13 protein-coding genes are annotated in these 18,941 nt (G+C 67.6%); 5 read left to right on the plus strand and 8 right to left on the minus strand.

Translation table 11 applies throughout. The features are described from left to right. Window positions 1-506: 506 nt before the first annotated feature. The 4 genes from CYFUS_RS13230 to CYFUS_RS13245 are packed head-to-tail and all read right to left on the minus strand — an operon-like array spanning window position 507 to window position 5,423. Entirely contained in the window at window positions 507-1,268 is a 762-nt protein-coding gene (locus CYFUS_RS13230; RefSeq protein ID WP_095985546.1) for an SDR family oxidoreductase, read from the minus strand. Window positions 1,269-1,310: 42 nt separating this feature from the next. After that, complete coding sequence (locus tag CYFUS_RS13235; protein ID WP_095985547.1) at window positions 1,311-3,539, minus strand: peptidase domain-containing ABC transporter; 2,229 nt, start codon at window positions 3,537-3,539, stop codon at window positions 1,311-1,313. After that, the gene (locus CYFUS_RS13240) at window positions 3,529-4,476 is read right to left on the minus strand and encodes an efflux RND transporter periplasmic adaptor subunit (RefSeq protein ID WP_095985548.1); all 948 of its coding nucleotides are present in this window, start codon (window positions 4,474-4,476) and stop codon (window positions 3,529-3,531) included. Before CYFUS_RS13240 ends, CYFUS_RS13235 begins: the two co-directional genes overlap by 11 nt. Window positions 4,477-4,478: 2 nt before the next feature. Next, on the minus strand, window positions 4,479-5,423 hold the full coding sequence (locus CYFUS_RS13245; protein ID WP_232537791.1) for an efflux RND transporter periplasmic adaptor subunit: 945 nt from the start codon (window positions 5,421-5,423) through the stop codon (window positions 4,479-4,481). 202 nt (window positions 5,424-5,625) lie between these two features. Here CYFUS_RS13245 and CYFUS_RS51695 point away from each other — a divergent pair, with 202 nt between their 5' ends. The 5 genes from CYFUS_RS51695 to CYFUS_RS13275 all read left to right on the plus strand — a co-directional run bounded on the left by CYFUS_RS51695 (window position 5,626) and on the right by CYFUS_RS13275 (window position 12,101). After that, window positions 5,626-6,054: a hypothetical protein gene (locus CYFUS_RS51695; protein ID WP_198316565.1), complete on the plus strand. Its 429-nt coding sequence runs from the start codon at window positions 5,626-5,628 to the stop codon at window positions 6,052-6,054. 649 nt (window positions 6,055-6,703) lie between these two features. Further along, window positions 6,704-8,590 carry an SH3 domain-containing protein gene (locus tag CYFUS_RS13260; RefSeq protein ID WP_157758420.1) on the plus strand — a complete coding sequence of 629 codons (1,887 nt, stop codon included), beginning with the start codon at window positions 6,704-6,706 and terminating at the stop codon, window positions 8,588-8,590. Window positions 8,591-8,705: 115 nt separating this feature from the next. Continuing rightward, a complete protein-coding gene (locus CYFUS_RS13265) occupies window positions 8,706-9,071 on the plus strand; it encodes a hypothetical protein (RefSeq protein ID WP_095985552.1) in 366 nt (121 codons plus the stop codon). Between the two features lie 702 nt (window positions 9,072-9,773). Then, on the plus strand, window positions 9,774-10,367 hold the full coding sequence (locus CYFUS_RS53880; RefSeq protein WP_269770237.1) for a peptidoglycan-binding domain-containing protein: 594 nt from the start codon (window positions 9,774-9,776) through the stop codon (window positions 10,365-10,367). A 318-nt stretch (window positions 10,368-10,685) separates the two neighbouring features. Continuing rightward, the gene (locus CYFUS_RS13275; protein WP_232537538.1) at window positions 10,686-12,101 is read left to right on the plus strand and encodes a serine/threonine protein kinase; all 1,416 of its coding nucleotides are present in this window, start codon (window positions 10,686-10,688) and stop codon (window positions 12,099-12,101) included. A gap of 21 nt (window positions 12,102-12,122) precedes the next feature. Here the strand turns inward: CYFUS_RS13275 and CYFUS_RS13280 are convergent, their stop codons facing one another. The 4 genes from CYFUS_RS13280 to CYFUS_RS13295 all read right to left on the minus strand — a co-directional run bounded on the left by CYFUS_RS13280 (window position 12,123) and on the right by CYFUS_RS13295 (window position 18,927). Next, window positions 12,123-14,051, minus strand: coding sequence for an ABC-F family ATP-binding cassette domain-containing protein (locus tag CYFUS_RS13280; RefSeq protein ID WP_095985553.1), 1,929 nt, complete (start codon window positions 14,049-14,051; stop codon window positions 12,123-12,125). Window positions 14,052-14,094: 43 nt separating this feature from the next. Further along, a complete protein-coding gene (locus CYFUS_RS13285) occupies window positions 14,095-15,564 on the minus strand; it encodes a DEAD/DEAH box helicase (protein ID WP_095985554.1) in 1,470 nt (489 codons plus the stop codon). Window positions 15,565-15,714: 150 nt separating this feature from the next. Further along, window positions 15,715-17,829 carry an elongation factor G gene (fusA, locus tag CYFUS_RS13290; protein ID WP_095985555.1) on the minus strand — a complete coding sequence of 705 codons (2,115 nt, stop codon included), beginning with the start codon at window positions 17,827-17,829 and terminating at the stop codon, window positions 15,715-15,717. 282 nt (window positions 17,830-18,111) lie between these two features. Next, a complete protein-coding gene (locus tag CYFUS_RS13295; RefSeq protein ID WP_095985556.1) occupies window positions 18,112-18,927 on the minus strand; it encodes a pseudouridine synthase in 816 nt (271 codons plus the stop codon). Window positions 18,928-18,941 lie beyond the last annotated feature (14 nt).

Below are 18,941 nucleotides of genomic sequence, written 5' to 3' on the forward strand. Positions count from 1 at the left end.
CGGGACAGCCGAAACGTTTGTATCCAGGAGGTGCCGGTGGGGTGTCAGGTGCCCCGCGGAGGCCTGGCTCCAGGCTGACATGTTCGCGGACGTGTCCACTGACATGTCAGCCGGCAGGGGCTCTTCATGGAGCGCCGGGAGGGCGGCGAGGGCAGGGAGCTTTGTGGGAGCCGGCCCGCCGCCATCATGTACGATGGCACCCGGCCGGGTCTGGAGACCCGCGAACCCCCAGGAGGCGGTATGAAGAAGAGGGTGAAGAGCGCATCTCTCGTCGTGACCACGTTGATGGCGGCTGCCGTGGGCGCCTTGGCATCGACGTGGACGTCCCAGGACTCCGAGTTTGCCTCGGGGTACTGCACCGTGGACTGTTCTCAGTGCGGAAGTTCTCTGGAGTGCCAGCGCCGCGGCGCGGGGTCGTGCACGCAGATCAGGGCCTGTTTCAATCCCTCCCAGGAATAGATGGAAGGGCAGGGGCCAGGGAGCGCGGCGGGGGCTCCCTGGCGACCTCAGAAGGCCGTGGCGCCGCCGTCCACTGGCAGTGCGATGCCCGTGGTGAAGCCCGCGGTATCACTGCACAGGTAGAGCACCGCCGCGGCGATCTCCTCCACCTTGCCCACCCGTCCGATCGGATGCGCGGACTTCGCGAACTCGGCCTTGCGCGGTTCGGCCTCGATGGCGCGGCGATACATGTCGGTGTCGATCACCGCCGGGCAGACCGCGTTGACGCGCAGGTTCTTCTTCGCGTACTCGACCGCCGCGGACTTGGTCAGACCGATCACCGCGTGCTTGGACGCGGAGTAGATGCCCATCTTCGGCGCCGCGCCCAGGCCGGCGATGGAGGCGGTGTTGACGATCGCGCCGCCACCCTGGGCGAGCATCAGGGGGATTTCATACTTCATGCACAGCCACACGCCCTTGACGTTCACGCCCATGATGGCGTCGAACTCGCTCTCCTGGGCATCGGCCAGCTTGGACTTCTCGATGTCGATGCCGGCGTTGTTGAAGGCGTAGTCCAGACGCCCGTAGGCGGCCTGGGTGCCCTCGATCAGCGCGCGGACCTCGGCATCCCGGGTGACGTCGCAGCGGATGAAGCGGGCCTCGCCTCCGGCCGCGCGGATCTGCGCGACGGTGCTCTCACCGCCGGCCGCGTCGACATCGGAGACCACCACCTTGATGCCCTCCCGAGCGAAGGCCAGGGCCGTGGCGCGGCCGATGCCGGCGGCCGCTCCGGTGACCAGGGCGACCTGGCCGGAAAGTGAACGACTCATGCGCGACTCCTCATGGATTGAATGATGCGCGCGCACTCTACTTCACTCCACGCGCTTGTCGTTGCGCATCTGGGCGCGCACCAGCTCCGCGTAGATGCCGCCCCGCAGGAGCAGCTCCTGGTGCCTGCCCGCCTCCACCAGGCGGCCCTCGTCCATGACCAGGATGAGATCCGCATCCACCACGGTGCTCAGCCGGTGGGCGATGATGACGCGGGTGCACTGGAGCGAGGCGAGCGACTGTTGCACCCGGCTCTCGGTGATGGCGTCGAGGGCACTGGTGGCCTCGTCCAGCAGGAGGACCGCCGGCTTCTGCATCAGCGCCCGGGCCAGTGCCACCCGTTGCCGCTGGCCTCCCGAGAGCGAGGCGCCTCGATCCATCAGGGGCGTGTCATAACCCATGGGCATGCCCATGATGTCGCCGTGGAGCTGGGCCAGTCGGGCCGCCTCGATGACGGGCTCCAGCGGGGCGGCCGGGTCCCGGATGGCGATGTTGGCTCGCAGGGTGGAACCGAAGAAGGTCGGCTCCTGGGGCACCACGCCCACCTGGCTGCGGACCGAGTGCAGATCCAACTCCGTCAGCTCCTCCCCATCGAGGAGGATGCGCCCCGCGGTGGGCAGATACAGGCCGAGCAACAGGTTGGCCAGCGTCGTCTTCCCGGCGCCCGAGCGGCCGACGATCGCCACGGACTGGCCGGGCTCGATGCGCACCGACACGTCCTGCACCACGAGCGGGGACATGGTCGCGTAGCGGAAGGACACCCGGTCCAGCTCGATGCCCCCCTTGAGTTTCACCGTGCGGCCGGGCTTGGACGGGTCCTGCTCGGGCGCCGTGTCCAACACGTCGTCGATGCGCTCGATGTAGCTGCGCAGCAGTTGCAGTTGCGAGCCCGCGGTGACCAGGTTGCCCAGCGGCACCAGCAGTGCCCCGGCGAGCACGTTGAGCCCCATCATGGTGCCCAGCGACATCTTCTCCCCCAGCACCAGCAGGGAGCCGACGGTGAGCAGCACCAGCGGCGCCACCAGCCGCAGCGTTCCCGTGAGCGCGTCCACCCACGCCGTCAGCTGGCCCTGCTTCAGCGACACGTTGAGCACGTTGACGAAGTTCTCCGAGAAGCGCTGCACCGCCTGGTTCTCCGTGCCGAAGGCCTTCAGCGTCTGGATGCCGATGAGCATCTCGACCTGGTAGCTCTGGTGCTTCGCCTCGACCTCCAGGTTCTCCGACATCAACGCGCGCTGGCGCCGCATGGACAGCAGGAGGACGAGGATCTGCATCGCGCCCAGCCCCAGCACGATGAACGCCATGAGCGGGCTCACCACGAACAGCACCACGAAGTAGAGGACCACCAGGGCGCCATCCAGCAGGGTGGAGAGCGTGCTGGAGGAGAGGATCTCCCGCACCGTGGCATTGCTGTTGAGCCGCTGCAGCAGATCGCCCGCCGCGCGCACCTGGAAGAACGCGTAGGGCAGGCCCACCAGGTGTTCCATGAAGCCCAGCGTCATGTTCGAGTCCATGCGCGTGCGCAGCTCGAGCAGCAGGTGGCCGCGGATGAGCGAGGTGAGCAGCTGGAAGCCAGCCAGGGCGAGGAAGCCCAGGCCCACCACCAGCAGCAGGCGGGTGTCCCCCTGGGGCACCACGCGATCGATGATCAGCCCCGTCAGTGCCGGCACCGCCAGCGCGAAGAGCTGCAGGATGAGCGAGACGACGATGATGCGCTGGAGGAGGTGCGAGTGCTGGAGCACCTGCAGCGCGTAGCGCGCGGCGGAGCGGGGACGCGGCTTCTTGCCCGTCTCGAAGTTCTCGCCCGGCTCGAACAGCAGCGCCACGCCGGTGAAGGATTGGCGGAAGCGCTCCAGGGACACCTTGCGCCGGCCGTAGCCGGGGTCGAGCATGTGGACGCCGTCCCGCCCCAGCTTCTCGAAGACGACGAAGTGCGAGAACTGCCAGTGGAGGATGGTGCCGGGAGGCAGGTACGTCAGCGCGTCCTCGTCCACGGAGATGCCACGTCCTCGCAGCCCGAAGCTCTGGGCCGTGCGCAGGATGTCCAGCGCGGAGACTCCGTCGCGCGCCGCGCCCATCGCCTGTCGGACTTCCTCCAGACGCACGGGCTTCCCATGGTAGCCGAGCACCATGGCGAGCGAGGCGATGCCACACTCGGTCTCCGAGAGCTGGCGCACGAGCGGGATGCGGCGCTCGCGGCCCTTCACGTGGAGGTTGCGGAACGCGGGAAAGCGCTCGGTGAGGCCCGGATGCCGGGCGGCTTCAGTCCTCATGTCCCAGTGCTCCCTTCAGACCTGGAATCAGCGTGACGAGGATGCGCTCGGTGCTCACCCGGGCATCGGCCTGGGCCAGCATCCCGTCGAAGTAGTTGAAGGTTCTTCCCTTGATGCGGAACGTGGACGCCGGAGCCTCCGCCCTCACCACCACCAGGGGGCCCGAGAGGGACAGGGCATCCCCGCTGTCCGCGCCCAGGTAGCGGCGCACCTCGTTGGGGCCGACGATCTGGTCTCCCACGGACTGGATGGTGAACGTCTGGTACTCGTGGCTGAAGCCGTTGAGCTCCACGCGCAGCGGCTTGCCCGGCTCGAGCCGCGGCCGGTAGCCACCGGGCAGCAGCGCCACCATCGTCACGTGGACCCTGTCCCCCGTGACGGAGACGACGCTCTGTCCCGGGTTGACATACTGGCCCTCGCGGACCTTCAGGGTGCTCACGACACCGGCCTGGGGCGCGCGCAGCGTGCGGGCCTGTTGACGCGCTTGTGCCAGCTCGCGCTCGGCGCGCAGCGAGGTGAGCGTCTGACGCGCGGCCCCGTCCGAAGGATCCTGCAGCACCCGGACGAGCTGCAAGTCGAACTCACGCTGGATGCGCTCCAACGTGGCCGTCTCCTCCCGCGAGAGGAAGCTCACCAGGGGCTGGCCCGCCTCCACCCGTTGTCCGGGCCGCACGTCCACCGAGGCGACGATGCCCGGTGCCTCGACGGTGAGTTCGCTCCGGCCCTCGACCTTCACCATGGCGGGGCCGGAGGCGTACTCGGGGATGGTGCCGAGCAGCGAGTAGAGGACGGCGGCGACGGCCAGGGCGAGCAGCACCCAGTACGTCCACCGCGTCCATCTGGGGGAGATGCGCAGGAGGTCTCCCTCGTCCTGCGTCCCCTCGTGATGGCGCAAGGCTTCTTCACGGAAGATGCGAGTAGGCCGGGTGGCTTGCATGGCTAGGGCGTGGCTCCCGTGGTCATGGAGCCTCGCGTGTTCTTCTCATCGGGCCGTGGCTGGGGGCTTGAGTGGACGTGGACGACCATGCCCGTGGAGACCTCGCGGGGTGGTGGCTGGCTGAAGGTGGCGGTGGCGAAGACCAGGCGGGCCGCGGCATCCACCTCGGGGGCGATGTTCTCCACGACTCCCTGGAGGGAGAGGTTTCGTTGGAGCACTTTCAGCTCCACGGGGGTTCCCGGCTGGAACGCGCCTGCCTGCTCCTCGGTCACGGCGAAGCGCACCTTCCACTCACCCGTGCCGAGCAACCGGAGCACGGGCTGCCCCGCGGCCAGGCGCGTGCCTGGGCCGACGAGCCGGGCCGCCACCACGCCCGCGAAGGGCGCCACGAGCGTGGCGTCATCGAGGTGCTGTTTCAGCTCGGTCACCTGGGCCTGTCGCTGGAGCGTCTGGGCCCGGGCCGCCTGCACGCGGGCGGCGGCGGTGCTCTCCTCGTAGCTCACCCTGTCCAGCTCTTCCTTCGAGTAGACACCCAGTTGCAGCGAGCGCGGAGTGAAGTAGCGGTCCTTCCGGGCACGTGCCGCGGAGAGGGCGAGCGAGGCGGCGCGTTCCTCGGCGCGCGAACCCTGGAGGGAGGCCTCGGCGGCGGCCAGTTCCTGTTGGAGTGAGCGCATGTCGAGACGGGCGAGCACCTGTCCCTCCTGGACGGACTGGCCGACCTCGACGTCCACCTGCTCCAGTCGCGAGTCGAAGCGGGAGCTCACGTCCACGGAGTCCTTGGGAATGACGACGCCCAGGCAGGGCTGCTGGGTGCCCGAGCGGGGAGCGGCTCCACCGTCCACCACCTGGGCGGGCGGCGGGCCGTTCCCTCTCGTGCTGGGACTCGCGAGGGCGGGCGCCCCGGCCCCCACGCTCCCCAGGCAGACCAGTCCCGAACTCACGGCCATCCTCCACACCCAACGACGCATTCCGTGCCTCCGGTGACAGGTTCCTTCCGGAAGGAGGCGGCCCGGGTGCGTTGTGACGATTTCCGGCGTGATTCCCTCGATGGCTGACGAAAGGACCTTCTCGTCACAATCCAGAACGGACCCCTCCCTCCCTGACGCGGCCCCCCGGGCCGCACCTTGATGGCATTGAAGGAGGAGCACCATGCAAGCCGCGCCCGTACAATCCACTCCGGAAACGTCCGCCGAGCCCCTCACGCCCAACGACTTCGAGCTGGAAGGCTGGGACGCGTCCGTCCATTTCTCGACGACCAGCATCACCGGGGAGCCCCGGTTCGACTACCAGGACTGCCGCCGCAAGGTGAACGTGAGGGGAGAGGACATCCGTCTGGTGGAGACGGAGGTTGGAACGCTGGTGACCGTCACGCTCGAGCCGGATGCCGACGCGGGCGAGCTGCTCTTCTCGGTGCTGATTCCGAGGGCCCGCGTCGATGGCCCGGAGCGCAAGGTGCTCATCGAGACTCAGGGCTTCATCACCCGGAGCTGTCTCGCGCGAGGCCCCGCCGCGGATGCCCAGCTCCAGACGTACGTCATCCTCCCGCTGCGCGGCTGGGCGATGTCCTTTGCTTTCTGAGTGGACTGGCCAGCGGGCAGGCGTTTCATGGGTCAACCGAATAGGAGTAGACGGACCAGCTCACGCCTGGGCATACTGAGAGTGTTGTAGAGGTGACTTTTCGTCCTGGTTGAAGAAAGGAACCGGTAGCGTATGACTCTCAAGGGCTTTCTCGCGGGCAGTGTTGGCGCGGTCGTTCTCCTCGGACCCCAGCTTTCGTATGCCTGGCCTGTGAACGCGGATCAGCGCGGGTGGGTCGACTTCATTGATCTCAATACATACCCTGGTCCCATCGCCGGGCCCACGCAGACGCTGGGCTTTCATGGATGGGCCTGCGTTCGTCCAGGTCTGAATGACTATGGCGTGCCTCCGACGAGTGTCGCCATCTATTATGCGACGACCCGCAATGGTCCCCGTACCAGGTTGTCCGTTCTCCCGGGGCCCAAGACTGAGACTCGTGCCGATGTCTATGCCGCTGGCGCTTGCGCAATCTATGACACTGGCTTCTCGGTATGGGTCGCGAAGCCCGTGAGCACCCAGGCGTATTACTTCGTCCACTACCTGGGTCCGTATGGAGAGATCGAACTGGAAGGCCAGTCCTACTTCTGAGTCCGCCGACACGACACCCGGGTGGGATTGCTAGGATGCTCCCATTCCGGGAGGCGTTGCATTGAAGACCAGGGTGGTAGTGGGGTTGCTGGCGGTGGTGTTGCTCGTGGGGGTGGGCTACGTCGTCCACCGCGTGATGTCTGGCGCGGAGGGAACACCGCCGCGGGAGTCTCCGCGGACGCCTCCGCAAGCGGCTCCCTCCTCTCCTCGCACCCTATACGTGTCCACGCCCTGGGCCAGGCTCCATGACGAGCCTCGGCCCGATGCCCATTCGTGGGATCTCTCGCCGCTGGGCGCGAGGATCGACGTCGACGCGGCCTCGGTCCGCGACGGCTTCGTCTTCGTCAGGAATTTCATGTCGGAAGGCGAGGGGCGGGGTCTGGATGGCTACCTGCGTGAGAGCGATCTGCGCGACCAGCCCTTCACCTTCGACGAGGCCTGGAACGAGGCGTCGAAGGCCCTCTCCGCCCTGAAGATCGAGAGCGCCTCGCGCTACCTGCGGCTGGCCTCCCGTCTCGATCCCTCCCGGCGAGAGCCCCTGGAGATGCAGCTGGCCCTCGCCGACGAGCGCCACCTCGCCGACTCCGAGGCCGCGGCGATGCTGGCGAAGCTCGGGCCGGGTCCGGGACCGGAAGACGCGGAGAAGCTGGCGGTGGGAGACATCCGGTATGCGACCCCGATGAACTTCTCGGAGGGGCTCGAGGGACTCCGCGATGCTCCCGATGCGACGACTCCAGTCCGGCGGCAGGTGGAAAAGGATGAGCCGCTCCGTGTCCTGGAGATCCAGGACGAGTGGGTCCGGGTCGCGCGCGTGGATGACAGGACCCTGCGCGAGCTCGGCGCCGCCGCCGCTCAGGAACAACCGGACGATGCGGGCATCGCCGGGGGCGCCCCGGATGATTCAGGCACTCCGGACGCCGAGCAGGACGGGGGAGAGGTGCCACTCTCCACCGGGGGTCCACCACCACCCGCCGAGCCGCCCCTGTTCACCGGCTTCCTGCGGTCACCCGCGCTCAACCCCTGGCCTGAAGACCGGGAGCGGTTGGAACGGCACCTGAAGCTGCACTCTCAGGCGGGAGACTCGCGGCAGGAAGTCCGGCTCCTGGTGGGCAGGGCGATGAGCGCGCCGGGCGCATCCTCCGAGCGTGCCCGGGCGGAGCAGGTGTTGCTCACCCTCGCGTTGAAGGCCCGGCAGTACGCCATCGCGGCCCGCGCGGCGGTCCGGCTCAGGAAGCTCGACGACACGACCGCCGAGCTCACCTATGTGTTCGGATGCCGGGGTGATCGTCGGCGGGCCGGGTTGCTCAAGGCCTCGGAGATCGATCTGGCTCAACCCGGACAGGGCCTGAAGGACGCCTGTCTGCTCCATGACCGCGACCCCGAGAGCTGCGTTTTCTGCTCCAGCGATGAGGACCTCGAGGGGGCTCCTTCGAATTCCAGTGCCAACAGGGCCCGGGAGGAGAAGCGGCGGAACGGCGAGCAGCAGCTCCAGGAGCGGCTCCGGAAGGCTTTTCCGGACGGACCCTGGCTGCGCGTGCGCTATGAGGAGACACCGGCCTCTGCCCGGAACGGGCTGCCGTTGTACGTGCTCAGCGAGTCGTATGAGATGAGTTGGAGTTGCCGGAGCGGGGCCTATTTCGCCCATCCGGACAAGGGGAAGGTCAAGAGAGAGGCCGTTCAGGTGGAGTGGCCCCGGAGCGGAGAAGCCCTGCTCTGGCTGACCCCCGCCTATCAAGGCAATGCCTCGATGACGGTTCGCTTCCTGGAGGATCCGGAGCGAGATGAACTCCGCCCCGTTGTCAGCGTGCCCGCGTCCGGCATCAGGACTCCACGGGAACTCTACGAGGGCAAGCACCTGCGAATCAGTCATCTCTTCCAGACGTCGGATGAGCTGCTTCCCTACGCCTTCGCTCCCCAACTCGACGGTTGTCCCGGGGCTCCGGACTGAAGTTCGTGTCCAGGGAGCTCCGTGCCTGACGCCGACATGAAGCGGCGGCTTCTTTCGAGAGAAAGAAGTGGTATGGTGACAGGTGCCGGCACTGGTTCTCAACAAGGAGATCTAGGTGTTCAAGCTGACATCCGCGACGTTCAAGGCCATGTCGAAGGAAGCGGCGAAAACCTTTCCCGATAGACTGCTCGCCTTCATACGCGAGCACCTTCCCGAGAAGTCAGGGGAGGGCGCCCGCGCGGAACTTCAGGTGGCCCTCGTGCGTGGGAGGTGGTGGGGTCTCACCTCGGAGCGGGAGCTGGCAGCCTATGCCGTCCTCGCCTTCATTCGAGGAATGCACTTCGATGAAGAAGCGTGGATCAAGCAGATTCTGGAGGACGCCAGTCTCGTCTTCTCCGAGCGGCTCGACAAGGTCTATGAGCAACTCATCCGCGAGGCCGTCGTCGCCGACTCCGCGCTTGCTCGGGGGGTGCACCCATGAATGCCGAGAGGCTCCGGCAGATTCATGCGGCGCTCCAGCGCGACTTTGGTACGGAATCGGGTGTTTCCCAGTGTCCGGATCCGCGCCATGTGCATCTCGTCTATGCTCATGTCGCGGGTCAGGTGAAGGCGCGCGCACTCCGGCCGCTGGACCACACCGACTTCGAGCAACGCGTTGATTCGTGGACCTGGCCCACCACCACGCAGTACGAGGGCTGCCAGGTCATCAAACATGTCAGGCCTTATCGTGACTTCATCGGTGCGCGCTTTCTGTGGAAGGAACTCGCCGGGGTGCAAATCAGCCAGCTTCCCGCCAATGCCATCCCTCCGCCTGCCACGGTTGCTGATGGGGGCACGCTCATCAGGCTCATCCGGGGTGCTGGCCTCGACCCACAGCATCTGCTTCTCGACTCCCGGCTCGGCGGGACAACATGCCGAGCTGCCCGCGGGCACTACCCAGGTTACTCTCAACTACCCCTCTCCGGGGACCGATTCGGAGTTGCACCTCATTGGCTTGATGCCATGGTTCCGGTTCGAGCTGCGTGGTCCGGGCGGACAGATCGAGTCCATCGATGATCCATGGACGTATCTCATCATTCGTAGGGGGCTGGAGGAGATAGGGCGCAATCTCCAACGAGATACATCACATGCAGCCCTTGCAAGGGCCTTCGAGATACAGCGCGTGGACTCGACGAGCTGCGCCATGATCTACCTGTTCCACAAAGCGGGTCTGGACGAGGATATCCAACGCGCCCAGGTTCAGTGGACCAGCTATCGTATCAGCTACGCCATCAGTCGTTATCGGCTCTCGGGGTCGACGAACCTGGGCGTTCTTGATGGTTTTCTACGCAGCCTTGGCTCGAACATCCCTGATGAGTTGAGATTGGCGAATGCCAATCAGGCCATCCGGGAGGGAACCGCCGAGGGCATTGTCTATCCACGGTTGGACGACATCTTCTCCGAGACGGGGACGCAGCAGGGCTGGCGTGACTGGGCCACCCGTTGTGCCGATGCGAACAAGGAAATGGGAGGTGCGGCGCAAGGGGAAGCACCTGCCCAGCAAGGGCAAGCGCGGTCTCCGGTTCTCAGGCAGGGCGCGCGGGGTGCGGACGTCACGGAGCTGCAACGCCGACTGCAGCGTGCGGGTGTCTTCCAGGGCAACGTGGATGGTGTTTTCGGCCCTGGAACAGCGGAGGCCGTCAGGCAATTCCAGAGCTCACAGCCCGGCTTGCAGGCTGACGGTATCGTGGGCCCCGGGACCTGGAACTCGCTCAATGGAGCGCGCCCCTCTCCGTGAGGGGCAATTCGCGGAGGGTGCCTGGCTTTTTCCCCAACGAAGCCTCGGAGCCGGTGGGGACGGTTCAGTGGCCCGGTGGGAACGGGAGCTCATCCTGGTTTCCAGCTCCCGCTGCACCCCGGCCGCCTTCGTCGCGCTCAAGTAGACGGCCGGGTCCAGCAGATGCCCCTCCATCTCGTCCTTGCTCGCCTCGGTGTCCGAGGTGACCTTTCGTGTCATCTCCTCTGGTGACACGGCCCTACATCCGAGGTTACTTCCTCCATGACCTCGTAGTATAGGGTCGCGTCCTGGCGGTCGGACCAACGCGGAGGTGTGAGGGTGTCCACGAACCCTGGTGCGGTGAGGCTGTTCCCGGACGCCTTGGCACCGGGCACACAGGTGGGCCGCTGGCGCGTGGTGGAGCAGTTGGGCGTGGGTGGCCAGGGCGCCGTCTACCTCGTGGAGGACATCGACCACCCAGGAGAATTCTATGCGCTCAAGCTCGCGTTGTATGCCCACGACGGGCGAGCCGAGCGCGAGGTGTCTCTGATGATGACCCGGGCGGCGCATCCCCATGTGGTGCGATTCCACGGCTGTGCCCGCTGGCCTCACCCTCGTAAGGGTTTGCTGGGCTTCGTCATGGATTGGGTGCCCGGTCTGGCCCTGGACGTGTGGGCGGAGAAGGACGGCACCACCTTCCGGCAGCTCGCCACCGTGGGCGCCACGATGGCGCGTACCCTGGGGGAGCTGCATGACCGGGGCGTTCTTCACCGCGACCTCAAGCCCGAGCACATCCTCATTCGGGAGTCGGATGGGCAACCGGTGCTGCTCGACTTCGGCGTGGCCTGGTACGAGGGCGCGGTTCCCCTCACCACTGGTCCTCTGCCTCCGGCGACCCTGTTTCAGCTCAGCCCCGAGGCGGTGAGCTTCCTGTGGCGCAGCGCCGAGCGTCCCGGAACACACTATGCCTTTCATCCCACGGATGATCTGTATGCCCTGGGCATTTGTCTTTATCGAGCCACTACCGGTCATTACCCCTTCTCCGAGTGGTTGCCGTTGGACATGTTGCAGTTGGCCATCGTCCATGTGCAGCCGCTGGCGCCCGTACTCGTCAATCCCCGTGTGCCTCGGGCGCTGAGTGATGTGATTGTGCGGCTGTTGGCGAAAAACCCAACGGAGCGTTATCCGAGTGGCGCGGCGCTCGACGCGGCGCTGGTCGCGGCGCTCTCCAGTGACGATGCGGCGTGGGACGCGAGCATCTTCGAGTGGGAAGAGGTGCCGCCGACTCAGGAGGGGGGCACCCCGGAGCGCCATATCCTCCGGCCCCCGAGACCCAAGCCCTCCTGGACTGCTCCGCCTCCCGCTCCAGTACAGGTGGAGCGACAGAGCCTCGGGTTCAGGAGTCTCGTGCTCGCCACGGCGGTGCTGCTGCTCCTGCTGCCCACGGAACGCGTTCCGCCAGTCGCGCCGGATGTCCATGCTCCAGATGAGGAGTGGGTCTCGGATGTGCGGGTTGGCCCGGAACCGTCCCGGTATGAGCAGGTTCCCCTCCCAGCGAGAAACCAGAAGCTGGCCCCCTGCACGGAGCGACTTGAAGTGGAGCTATCCGGCGGGTGCTGGCTTTCACTCGAGCAACGGCCCCCAAATTGCCCACCACAGACGGTCGCATACAAAGGCAAATGCCTCTTGCCGGTATCGAAGTCCCCCCGTCCTGTTCCGACCAGCGTGGATGCTGGAATGCCGGAAGCCCAGTGATACGAGGGCAGCTCGTCGGGCTCAGCCGCCCGCGACCATGTCCTGCAATTCCTGCCAGCGGCCGTAGAGGCGATCCACCTCGGCCGCCGTCGCCTCCAGCTCCTTCTGCACCCCGGCCGCCTTCGTCGCGCTCGAGTAGACGGCCGGGTCCAGGAGCTGTGCCTCCAGCTCGCCCTTGCGCGTCTCGGCCGCCTCGATGGCCGCCTCCATCCCGTCCAGCTCGCGCTGCTCCTTGTACGAGAGCTTCCCCGGCTTGCGCGCCGGCTTCGGCTCCGCCACCGGCGCGGACTCGGGCTTCTTCGCCGCGGGGGCGGGCGCCGCGGCGGCCAGCTTCGCCTGCTGCTGCTCCTTGAGCCGCCGGTACATCCCGAAGTTGCCCTCGTAGCGCGTCACCTTCCCATCCCCCTCGAAGGCGAGGATGGAGGTGGCCACCTTGTCGAGGAAGTACCGGTCGTGCGTCACCAGCAGCACGCTGCCGGTGAAGTTGAGCAAGAGCCCCTCGAGGATGTTGAGCGTGACGATGTCCAGGTCGTTCGTCGGCTCGTCCAGCACCAGCACGTTCGCGCCTTCCAGGAACAGCCGCGCGAGCAGCAGCCGGTTGCGCTCGCCTCCCGACAGCGCCTTCACCTTCATGCGCTGCATGGGCACCGGGAAGAGCAGATCGTCCAGGTAGTCACGCAGCGCCACGCGCTGGTCTCCCAGCTCCACCCAGTCGTCCCCACGCGTCGAGGCCGCCTCGTACACCGTCTGCTCGGGATCCAACGAGGCGCGCGTCTGATCGTAGTACGCCACCTTCGTGTTCTTCCCGATGACCACCTTGCCCGCGTCCGGCGGCATCTCGCCGAGCAGCACCCGGAGGAAGGTCGTCTTGCCCACGCCGTTGGGCCCCACGAGCCCCACGCGCTCGCCCCGCTGCAGGAGCAGGTTCACGCCCCGCAGCACGTTGCGCTCGCCGTAGGACTTCTGGACGCCCTCGGCCTCGATGACGGTGTGTCCCAGCCGCGGCGCCTGCATCACCTGCAGGCCCGCCACCTTGGGCCGCTGGAAGCCCTTCTCCTCCATCAGCTTGCGCGCCCGCTCGATGCGCGCCTTGCTCTTGGTGCGCCGCGCCTCGGGGCCCTTGCGCAGCCACGCCACTTCCTGGGCGATCCACCGCTCGCGCTTGTGCTGCGCCAGGCCCGCCTGCTCCTGCGCCACCAGCTTCTGCTCCACGTACGCTTCGTAGTTGCCCGGGTACGAGGTGAGGCCCGCGCCGGGTTGGATCTCCACGATGCGATCCACCAGCCCGTCGAGGAAGTAGCGGTCGTGCGTCACCAGCAGCAGGGCGCCGGGCAGCTTGTCCAGCTCGTCCTCGAGCCAGTCCACCGTGTCCGCGTCCAGGTGGTTGGTGGGTTCGTCCAGCATCAGCAGGTCCGGCCGCGTGAGCAGCGCCCGGGCGATGGCCACGCGCTTGCGCAGGCCTCCGGACAGCTCCGCCACCGGCCGGTCCCAATCCTTCACGCCGAGCCGGTCCAGCAGCGTCTTGGCGTGGTGCTCCGTGTCCCAGCCGCCCAACTGCTCGATGCGGTCGGATACCGCGGCGAGCTGCTCCATGAGCTTCTCGTGCGCCTCGGCGGGCGCGGACTCCAGGCGCCGGGTGAGCTCGGCCTGGGTGGCCAGGGCCTCCTTCAGCGGCCCCTGCGCCACGCTCAGCTCCGAGGCCACCGTGGCGCCCGGGGCGAACTCGGGCTCCTGCGGCAGGTAGGTGACGCGCGAGCCGCGGCGCAGTTGCAGCTCCCCCGCGTCCGCGCGCGCCGCCCCCGCCAATATCTTCATCAGCGAGGACTTGCCGGAGCCGTTCACCCCCACGAGGCCCACGCGCTCACCCTCTTCGATGGTGAAGGTGAGCCCCTGGAAGACGGTACGGCTGCCGAAGGACAGTTGGACGTCGGCGGCGCGGAGCAGGGTCACGGGAGTCTCGGGTGCAGAGGGGGTTCTCGACGCGGGTGCTTCTCTACAACCACTTGGAGGGGCGTGGCCGCTGAGAAGTGGCGGAAGGCGCGGCGGGCGTCACCGGGCGCTGCTCCGGCTGGGCCTGCTGCTGGGGCCGGTCGTTGCGGAGGGGAGAACGTGCCTCCTGGCTCCGGCCACCGCCGCCTCCACCGCCCCGACGCCCCTGACGGCCACCGCGGCCGCCGCCATTGCGGTTGTCCGGGCCGCGCTCACCCCGGGGCGGGTTGTTGGGACGCGAGCCGCCTCCCGAGGACACGGGCCGGGCCTGCTGGCGGGGAGGGGCGTCGCGCCGGGGCGGACGCTCGTCCGACTCGGGCGGGGACACCAGGGCGGAGCGGTGCACTCCGGCCTCCACCACCGGCACGCGCCGGCGGATGGTGCGCTCGATGTCCTTCAAGTACGCGCGCTCCTCGCTGTCGCAGAAGGACAGGGCGATGCCGGCGGCGCCCGCGCGGCCCGTGCGGCCGATGCGGTGCACGTACGTCTCGGGGATGTTGGGCAGGTCGAAGTTGATGACGTGGGAAATCCCGTCGATGTCGATGCCCCGCGCGGCGATGTCCGTGGCCACCAGCACCCGGCACGCGCCGGACTTGAAGGCCGCCAGCGCCCGCTCGCGCGCGTTCTGGCTCTTGTTGCCGTGGATGGGCTCGGCGCCGATGCCGGCCGACTCCAGGTGCCGCGCGACGCGGTTGGCGCCGTGCTTGGTGCGCGTGAAGACGAGCGCGCGCTGAATGCCCTGATCGCTGTTGAGCAGGTGCACGAGCAGGCCGCGCTTCTGCTCCTTCTCCACGAAGTACAGCCGCTGATCGATGGTCTCCGCGGTGGTGGACACCGGGGCCACCTCCACGCGCACGGGCTTGACCAGGATGCTGTTGGCCAGGCCCTGGATCTCCGGGGGCATGGTGGCCGAGAAGAACAGCGTCTGGCGGGGCCGGGGCAGCGCGGCGATGACGCGCTTGACGTCATGGATGAAGCCCATGTCGAGCATCCGGTCCGCCTCGTCGAGGACGAACACCTCGAGCGCCTTGTAGGACACGAAGCCCTGCTGCATGAGATCCAGCAGGCGGCCGGGGGTGGCCACGAGGATGTCCACGCCCTGGCGGAGCGTCTGCTCCTGGGCGTTCTGGCCCACGCCGCCGAAGATGACGGCGGAGGTGAGGCCGGTGTAGCGGCCGTAGGCGCGCACGCTGTCGCCAATCTGCGCGGCGAGCTCGCGCGTGGGGCTGAGCACGAGGGCGCGGATGGGACGGCCGCGCGCGGGCGGGGGCGGACGGCCCACGAAGAGCCGCTGGAGGATGGGGAGGGTGAACGCCGCCGTCTTGCCGGTGCCCGTCTGCGCGCAGCCGAGGACGTCCTTGCCCTCGAGCACGTGGGGGATGGCCTGCTGTTGGATGGGCGTGGGCGTGCTGTAGCCCTCTTCCTTCACGGCGCGCAGCAGGGGTTCGGCGAGCTTCAGATCTTCGAAAGTCATGGATTCTCGAGAGTGGGGGAAAGGTCCCCGGTGGGTCCGGGTGCAACCAGGCGGTGCGCCCGCCGGACCCGGGAAAAAACAAAGAAGGCGCCTCCGGGGGAGGCGCCTTCCTTCAACAGCCTGATCTGTCAGGCCATGGCGCGCGGAGTATTACTTGCGCGCGGCCTGCTCGGCCGCCAGCTTTTCCTTGTACGCGGCCATGAGGGCCTCGGCCTCGTTGCGGGGCACCGGCGAGTACTTGGCGAACTCCATGGTGAACTCGCCCTTGCCCTGGGTGGCGGAGCGCAGGTCCGTGGAGTAGCCGAACATGGTGTTCAGCGGCACCTCGGCCACCACCGTCACGTAGCCCTCGGCCGTGCCGGACTCGAGGATGGTGCCACGGCGCTGGTTGATCTGACCCACCACCGAGCCCTGGAAGTCCTCGGGCGCCTGCACTTCCACCTTCATCATCGGCTCGAGGATGATGGGCTTGGCGGCCGCGTAGCCCTCGCGGAAGCCCATGATGGCGGCGGTCTTGAACGCCATTTCGGACGAGTCCACCGCGTGGAAGGCACCGTCGTTGATGACGACGCGGATGCCCACGACGGGGAAGCCGATGAGCGAGCCCTTCTTCACGGCCTCGGCGAAGCCCTTGTCACACGCGGGGATGAACTCGCGGGGGATGGAGCCGCCCACGATGTCATCCACGAACTCGTACTGCTGCACCGCGTCGGAGGGCAGGGGCTCGACGTAGCCGCACACGCGCGCGAACTGACCCGAACCACCGGTCTGCTTCTTGTGCGTGTAGGCGAACTCGCCCTTCTGGGAGATGGTCTCGCGGTAGGCCACCTGGGGCTTACCGGCCACCACCTCGCAGTTGTACTCGCGCTTCATGCGCTCGATGTAGATCTCCAGGTGGAGCTCACCCATGCCGCGGATGATGGTCTGACCGGACTCCTCGTCGCGGTTGACGCGGAAGGTGGGGTCTTCCTTGGTGAAGCGGTTGAGCGCCTTGGAGAAGTTGGCCTGGGCGTCGCGGTTCTTCGGGGAGACCGCGAGCGAGATGACCGCGTCGGGCACGAACATGGACGTCATCGTGTACTGCACGGTGCCGTCGGTGAACGTGTCGCCCGAGGCGCACTCCACGCCGAACAGCGCGATGATGTCGCCGGCGTAGCCCTCGTTGATGTCGTTCATCTCGTTCGAGTGCATGCGAACGATGCGCGGGACCTTGACCTTCTTCTGGTTGGCCTGGTTGACGATGAAGTCACCCTTGCTCACCTTGCCCTGGTAGACGCGCATATAGGTCAACTGACCGTAGCGGCCGTCTTCCAGCTTGAACGCCAGGCCCACGAAGGGCTTGTCCGAGGAGGACTCGAGGACGACCTTCGCCTCGTTGTTCTTCTGGTCCAGCGCCTCGTTGGTGACCTCGGAGGGGTTGGGCAGGTAGGCGCAGATGGCGTTGAGCAAGAGCTGCACGCCCTTGTTCTTGTACGCCGAGCCGCACATGACCGGGGTCATCTTGAGCGCGATGGTGGCGCGGCGCACGGCGGCGGCGATCTGCTCGTTGCTGATGGCGCTGTCGGACAGGAAGAGCTCACCGAGCGCGTCGTCGACCTCGGCGACCTTCTCGATCATCTCCTGGCGGTCGGCCTTGGCCTGCTCGAGCAGCTCGGCGGGGATCTCCTCCTCGCGGATGTTCTCGCCGGACTCACCGTCGAAGTAGAAGGCCTTCATCTGGATGAGGTCGACGAGGCCCTGGAAGCGGTCCTCGGCGCCGATGGGCAGCTGCAGACGCACCGGGTGGTGGTTGAGCTTCTCCTTCAGCTGGGCGGCCACGCGCTGATAGTTGGCGCCGGCGCGGTCCATCTTGTTGACGAACGCGATGCGCGGAACCTTGTAGCGCTTCATCTGCCGGTCCACCGTGATGGACTGGGACTGCACGCCGGACACCGAGCAGAGCACCAGGATGGCGCCGTCGAGCACGCGCAGGGCGCGCTCCACCTCGATGGTGAAGTCGACGTGTCCCGGGGTGTCGATCAGGTTGATGTTGTACTCGCCCCACATGGCGTAGGTGGCGGCGGACTGGATCGTGATGCCCTTCTCACGCTCCAGGTCCATCGAGTCCATCTTCGCGCCCACGCCGTCCTTGCCACGAACCTCGTGAATCTCGTGGATGCGGCCCGTGTAGAAGAGGATGCGCTCGGAGAGCGTCGTCTTGCCCGAGTCGATGTGGGCGGAGATGCCGATGTTGCGAACCTTTTCGATGGGAACTTGGGAGGCCACGTGAGTCGGTCCTTCGTCTGTGCTGATTGAAAGTCCAGCGGGAACAGGGCAGGGGGCGCCCTTACTTCCCGAAGCTTTGAGTTTCCAGCCAATTCGGCATGGAGCCGGGCAGCCGTCTACTCCCTCTCGAGCCCGAGGGGAAGCCCCCCAGGGGTGGGAGCTGCTGGAGGCGGGATGCCTACATCGGGGGGTGTAACGGCCGGGTGACGGGAAAACTTCGCTCTTCCCACTCGGGAGGCCGAGGCCGTCCAGGGGACGGGCGGAGAGGCGGGGGCCCGTGTCCTACCCCGGGGCGAGAGGAGGTGGGTAGCGCAGGCCCTCGGCGACCTCGGCGTCGGTGAGCAGCCGGAAGCCGCTCTCGGCCACGTCCAGCTCCACCCCGCCCACGGCCTCGCGGTGAAGGGCGCGCACGGGCAGTCCCACCGCGCCGAGCATCCGCTTGACCTGGTGGTTGCGGCCCTCGGTGACGGTCACCTCCACCGTGTGCGCGTCGCGCAGCCGTACCGTCGCCGGCCGCACCGGCCCATCCTCCAGCTTCAGGCCCTGGCGCAGGGGCTCCACCTTCTCCTCGTCCGCCTCGCTGAAGACGGTGGCCACGTAGCGCTTGGGCAGCCGGGTGTCGGGGGACGTCACGTGCGCCACGAGCTTCTCGTCATTGGTGAAGAGCAGCAGGCCCGTGGTGCCCCGATCCAGCCGCCCCACCGCGTGCCAGGTGAAGCGGGCCAGGTCCGGCGGCAGTTGGGGCAGGAGCACCTCGTAGACGGTGCCCACGCGGTGCTGGCCCACGGTGGAGGTGAGCAGCTCCGCGGGCTTGTGGAAGGCGAGCACCCGGGTGGGCGCCGCCGTGGGCAGGGCCACGCCGTCCACGCGCACCGTGGCTCCGGAGGGCACGGGGGCCAGGGGCTGTTTGACGACCCGGCCATTCACCGTCACCCGGCCCGCCTGGATGGCCTCCTGGGCCTCGTCCTGGGGCATCACCCCCGCGCGGGCGATGGCCCGGGACAGCCAGTCCGGCTTGGCCTTGCCCTCCCAGCGCCCCGGGTTGGCGTTCTTGGCGAGGGACGGCGCGGTGTGGCGGGGCGGGGGTTTTCGGGACATGGCGCGCGGGCACT

Source organism: Cystobacter fuscus (assembly GCF_002305875.1).
Taxonomy (GTDB): Bacteria; Myxococcota; Myxococcia; order Myxococcales; family Myxococcaceae; genus Cystobacter; species Cystobacter fuscus_A.

Coding starts and splice junctions, on each gene's coding strand:
- CYFUS_RS13230 (WP_095985546.1), bottom strand. CDS start 1,268: ATGAGTCGTTCACTTTCCGGCCAGGTCGCCCTGGTCACCGGAGCGGCC.
- CYFUS_RS13295 (WP_095985556.1), bottom strand. CDS start 18,927: ATGTCCCGAAAACCCCCGCCCCGCCACACCGCGCCGTCCCTCGCCAAG.
- CYFUS_RS13245 (WP_232537791.1), bottom strand. CDS start 5,423: ATGGCCGTGAGTTCGGGACTGGTCTGCCTGGGGAGCGTGGGGGCCGGG.
- CYFUS_RS13285 (WP_095985554.1), bottom strand. CDS start 15,564: ATGACTTTCGAAGATCTGAAGCTCGCCGAACCCCTGCTGCGCGCCGTG.
- CYFUS_RS13235 (WP_095985547.1), bottom strand. CDS start 3,539: ATGAGGACTGAAGCCGCCCGGCATCCGGGCCTCACCGAGCGCTTTCCC.
- CYFUS_RS13240 (WP_095985548.1), bottom strand. CDS start 4,476: ATGCAAGCCACCCGGCCTACTCGCATCTTCCGTGAAGAAGCCTTGCGC.
- CYFUS_RS53880 (WP_269770237.1), top strand. CDS start 9,774: ATGATCTACCTGTTCCACAAAGCGGGTCTGGACGAGGATATCCAACGC.
- CYFUS_RS51695 (WP_198316565.1), top strand. CDS start 5,626: ATGCAAGCCGCGCCCGTACAATCCACTCCGGAAACGTCCGCCGAGCCC.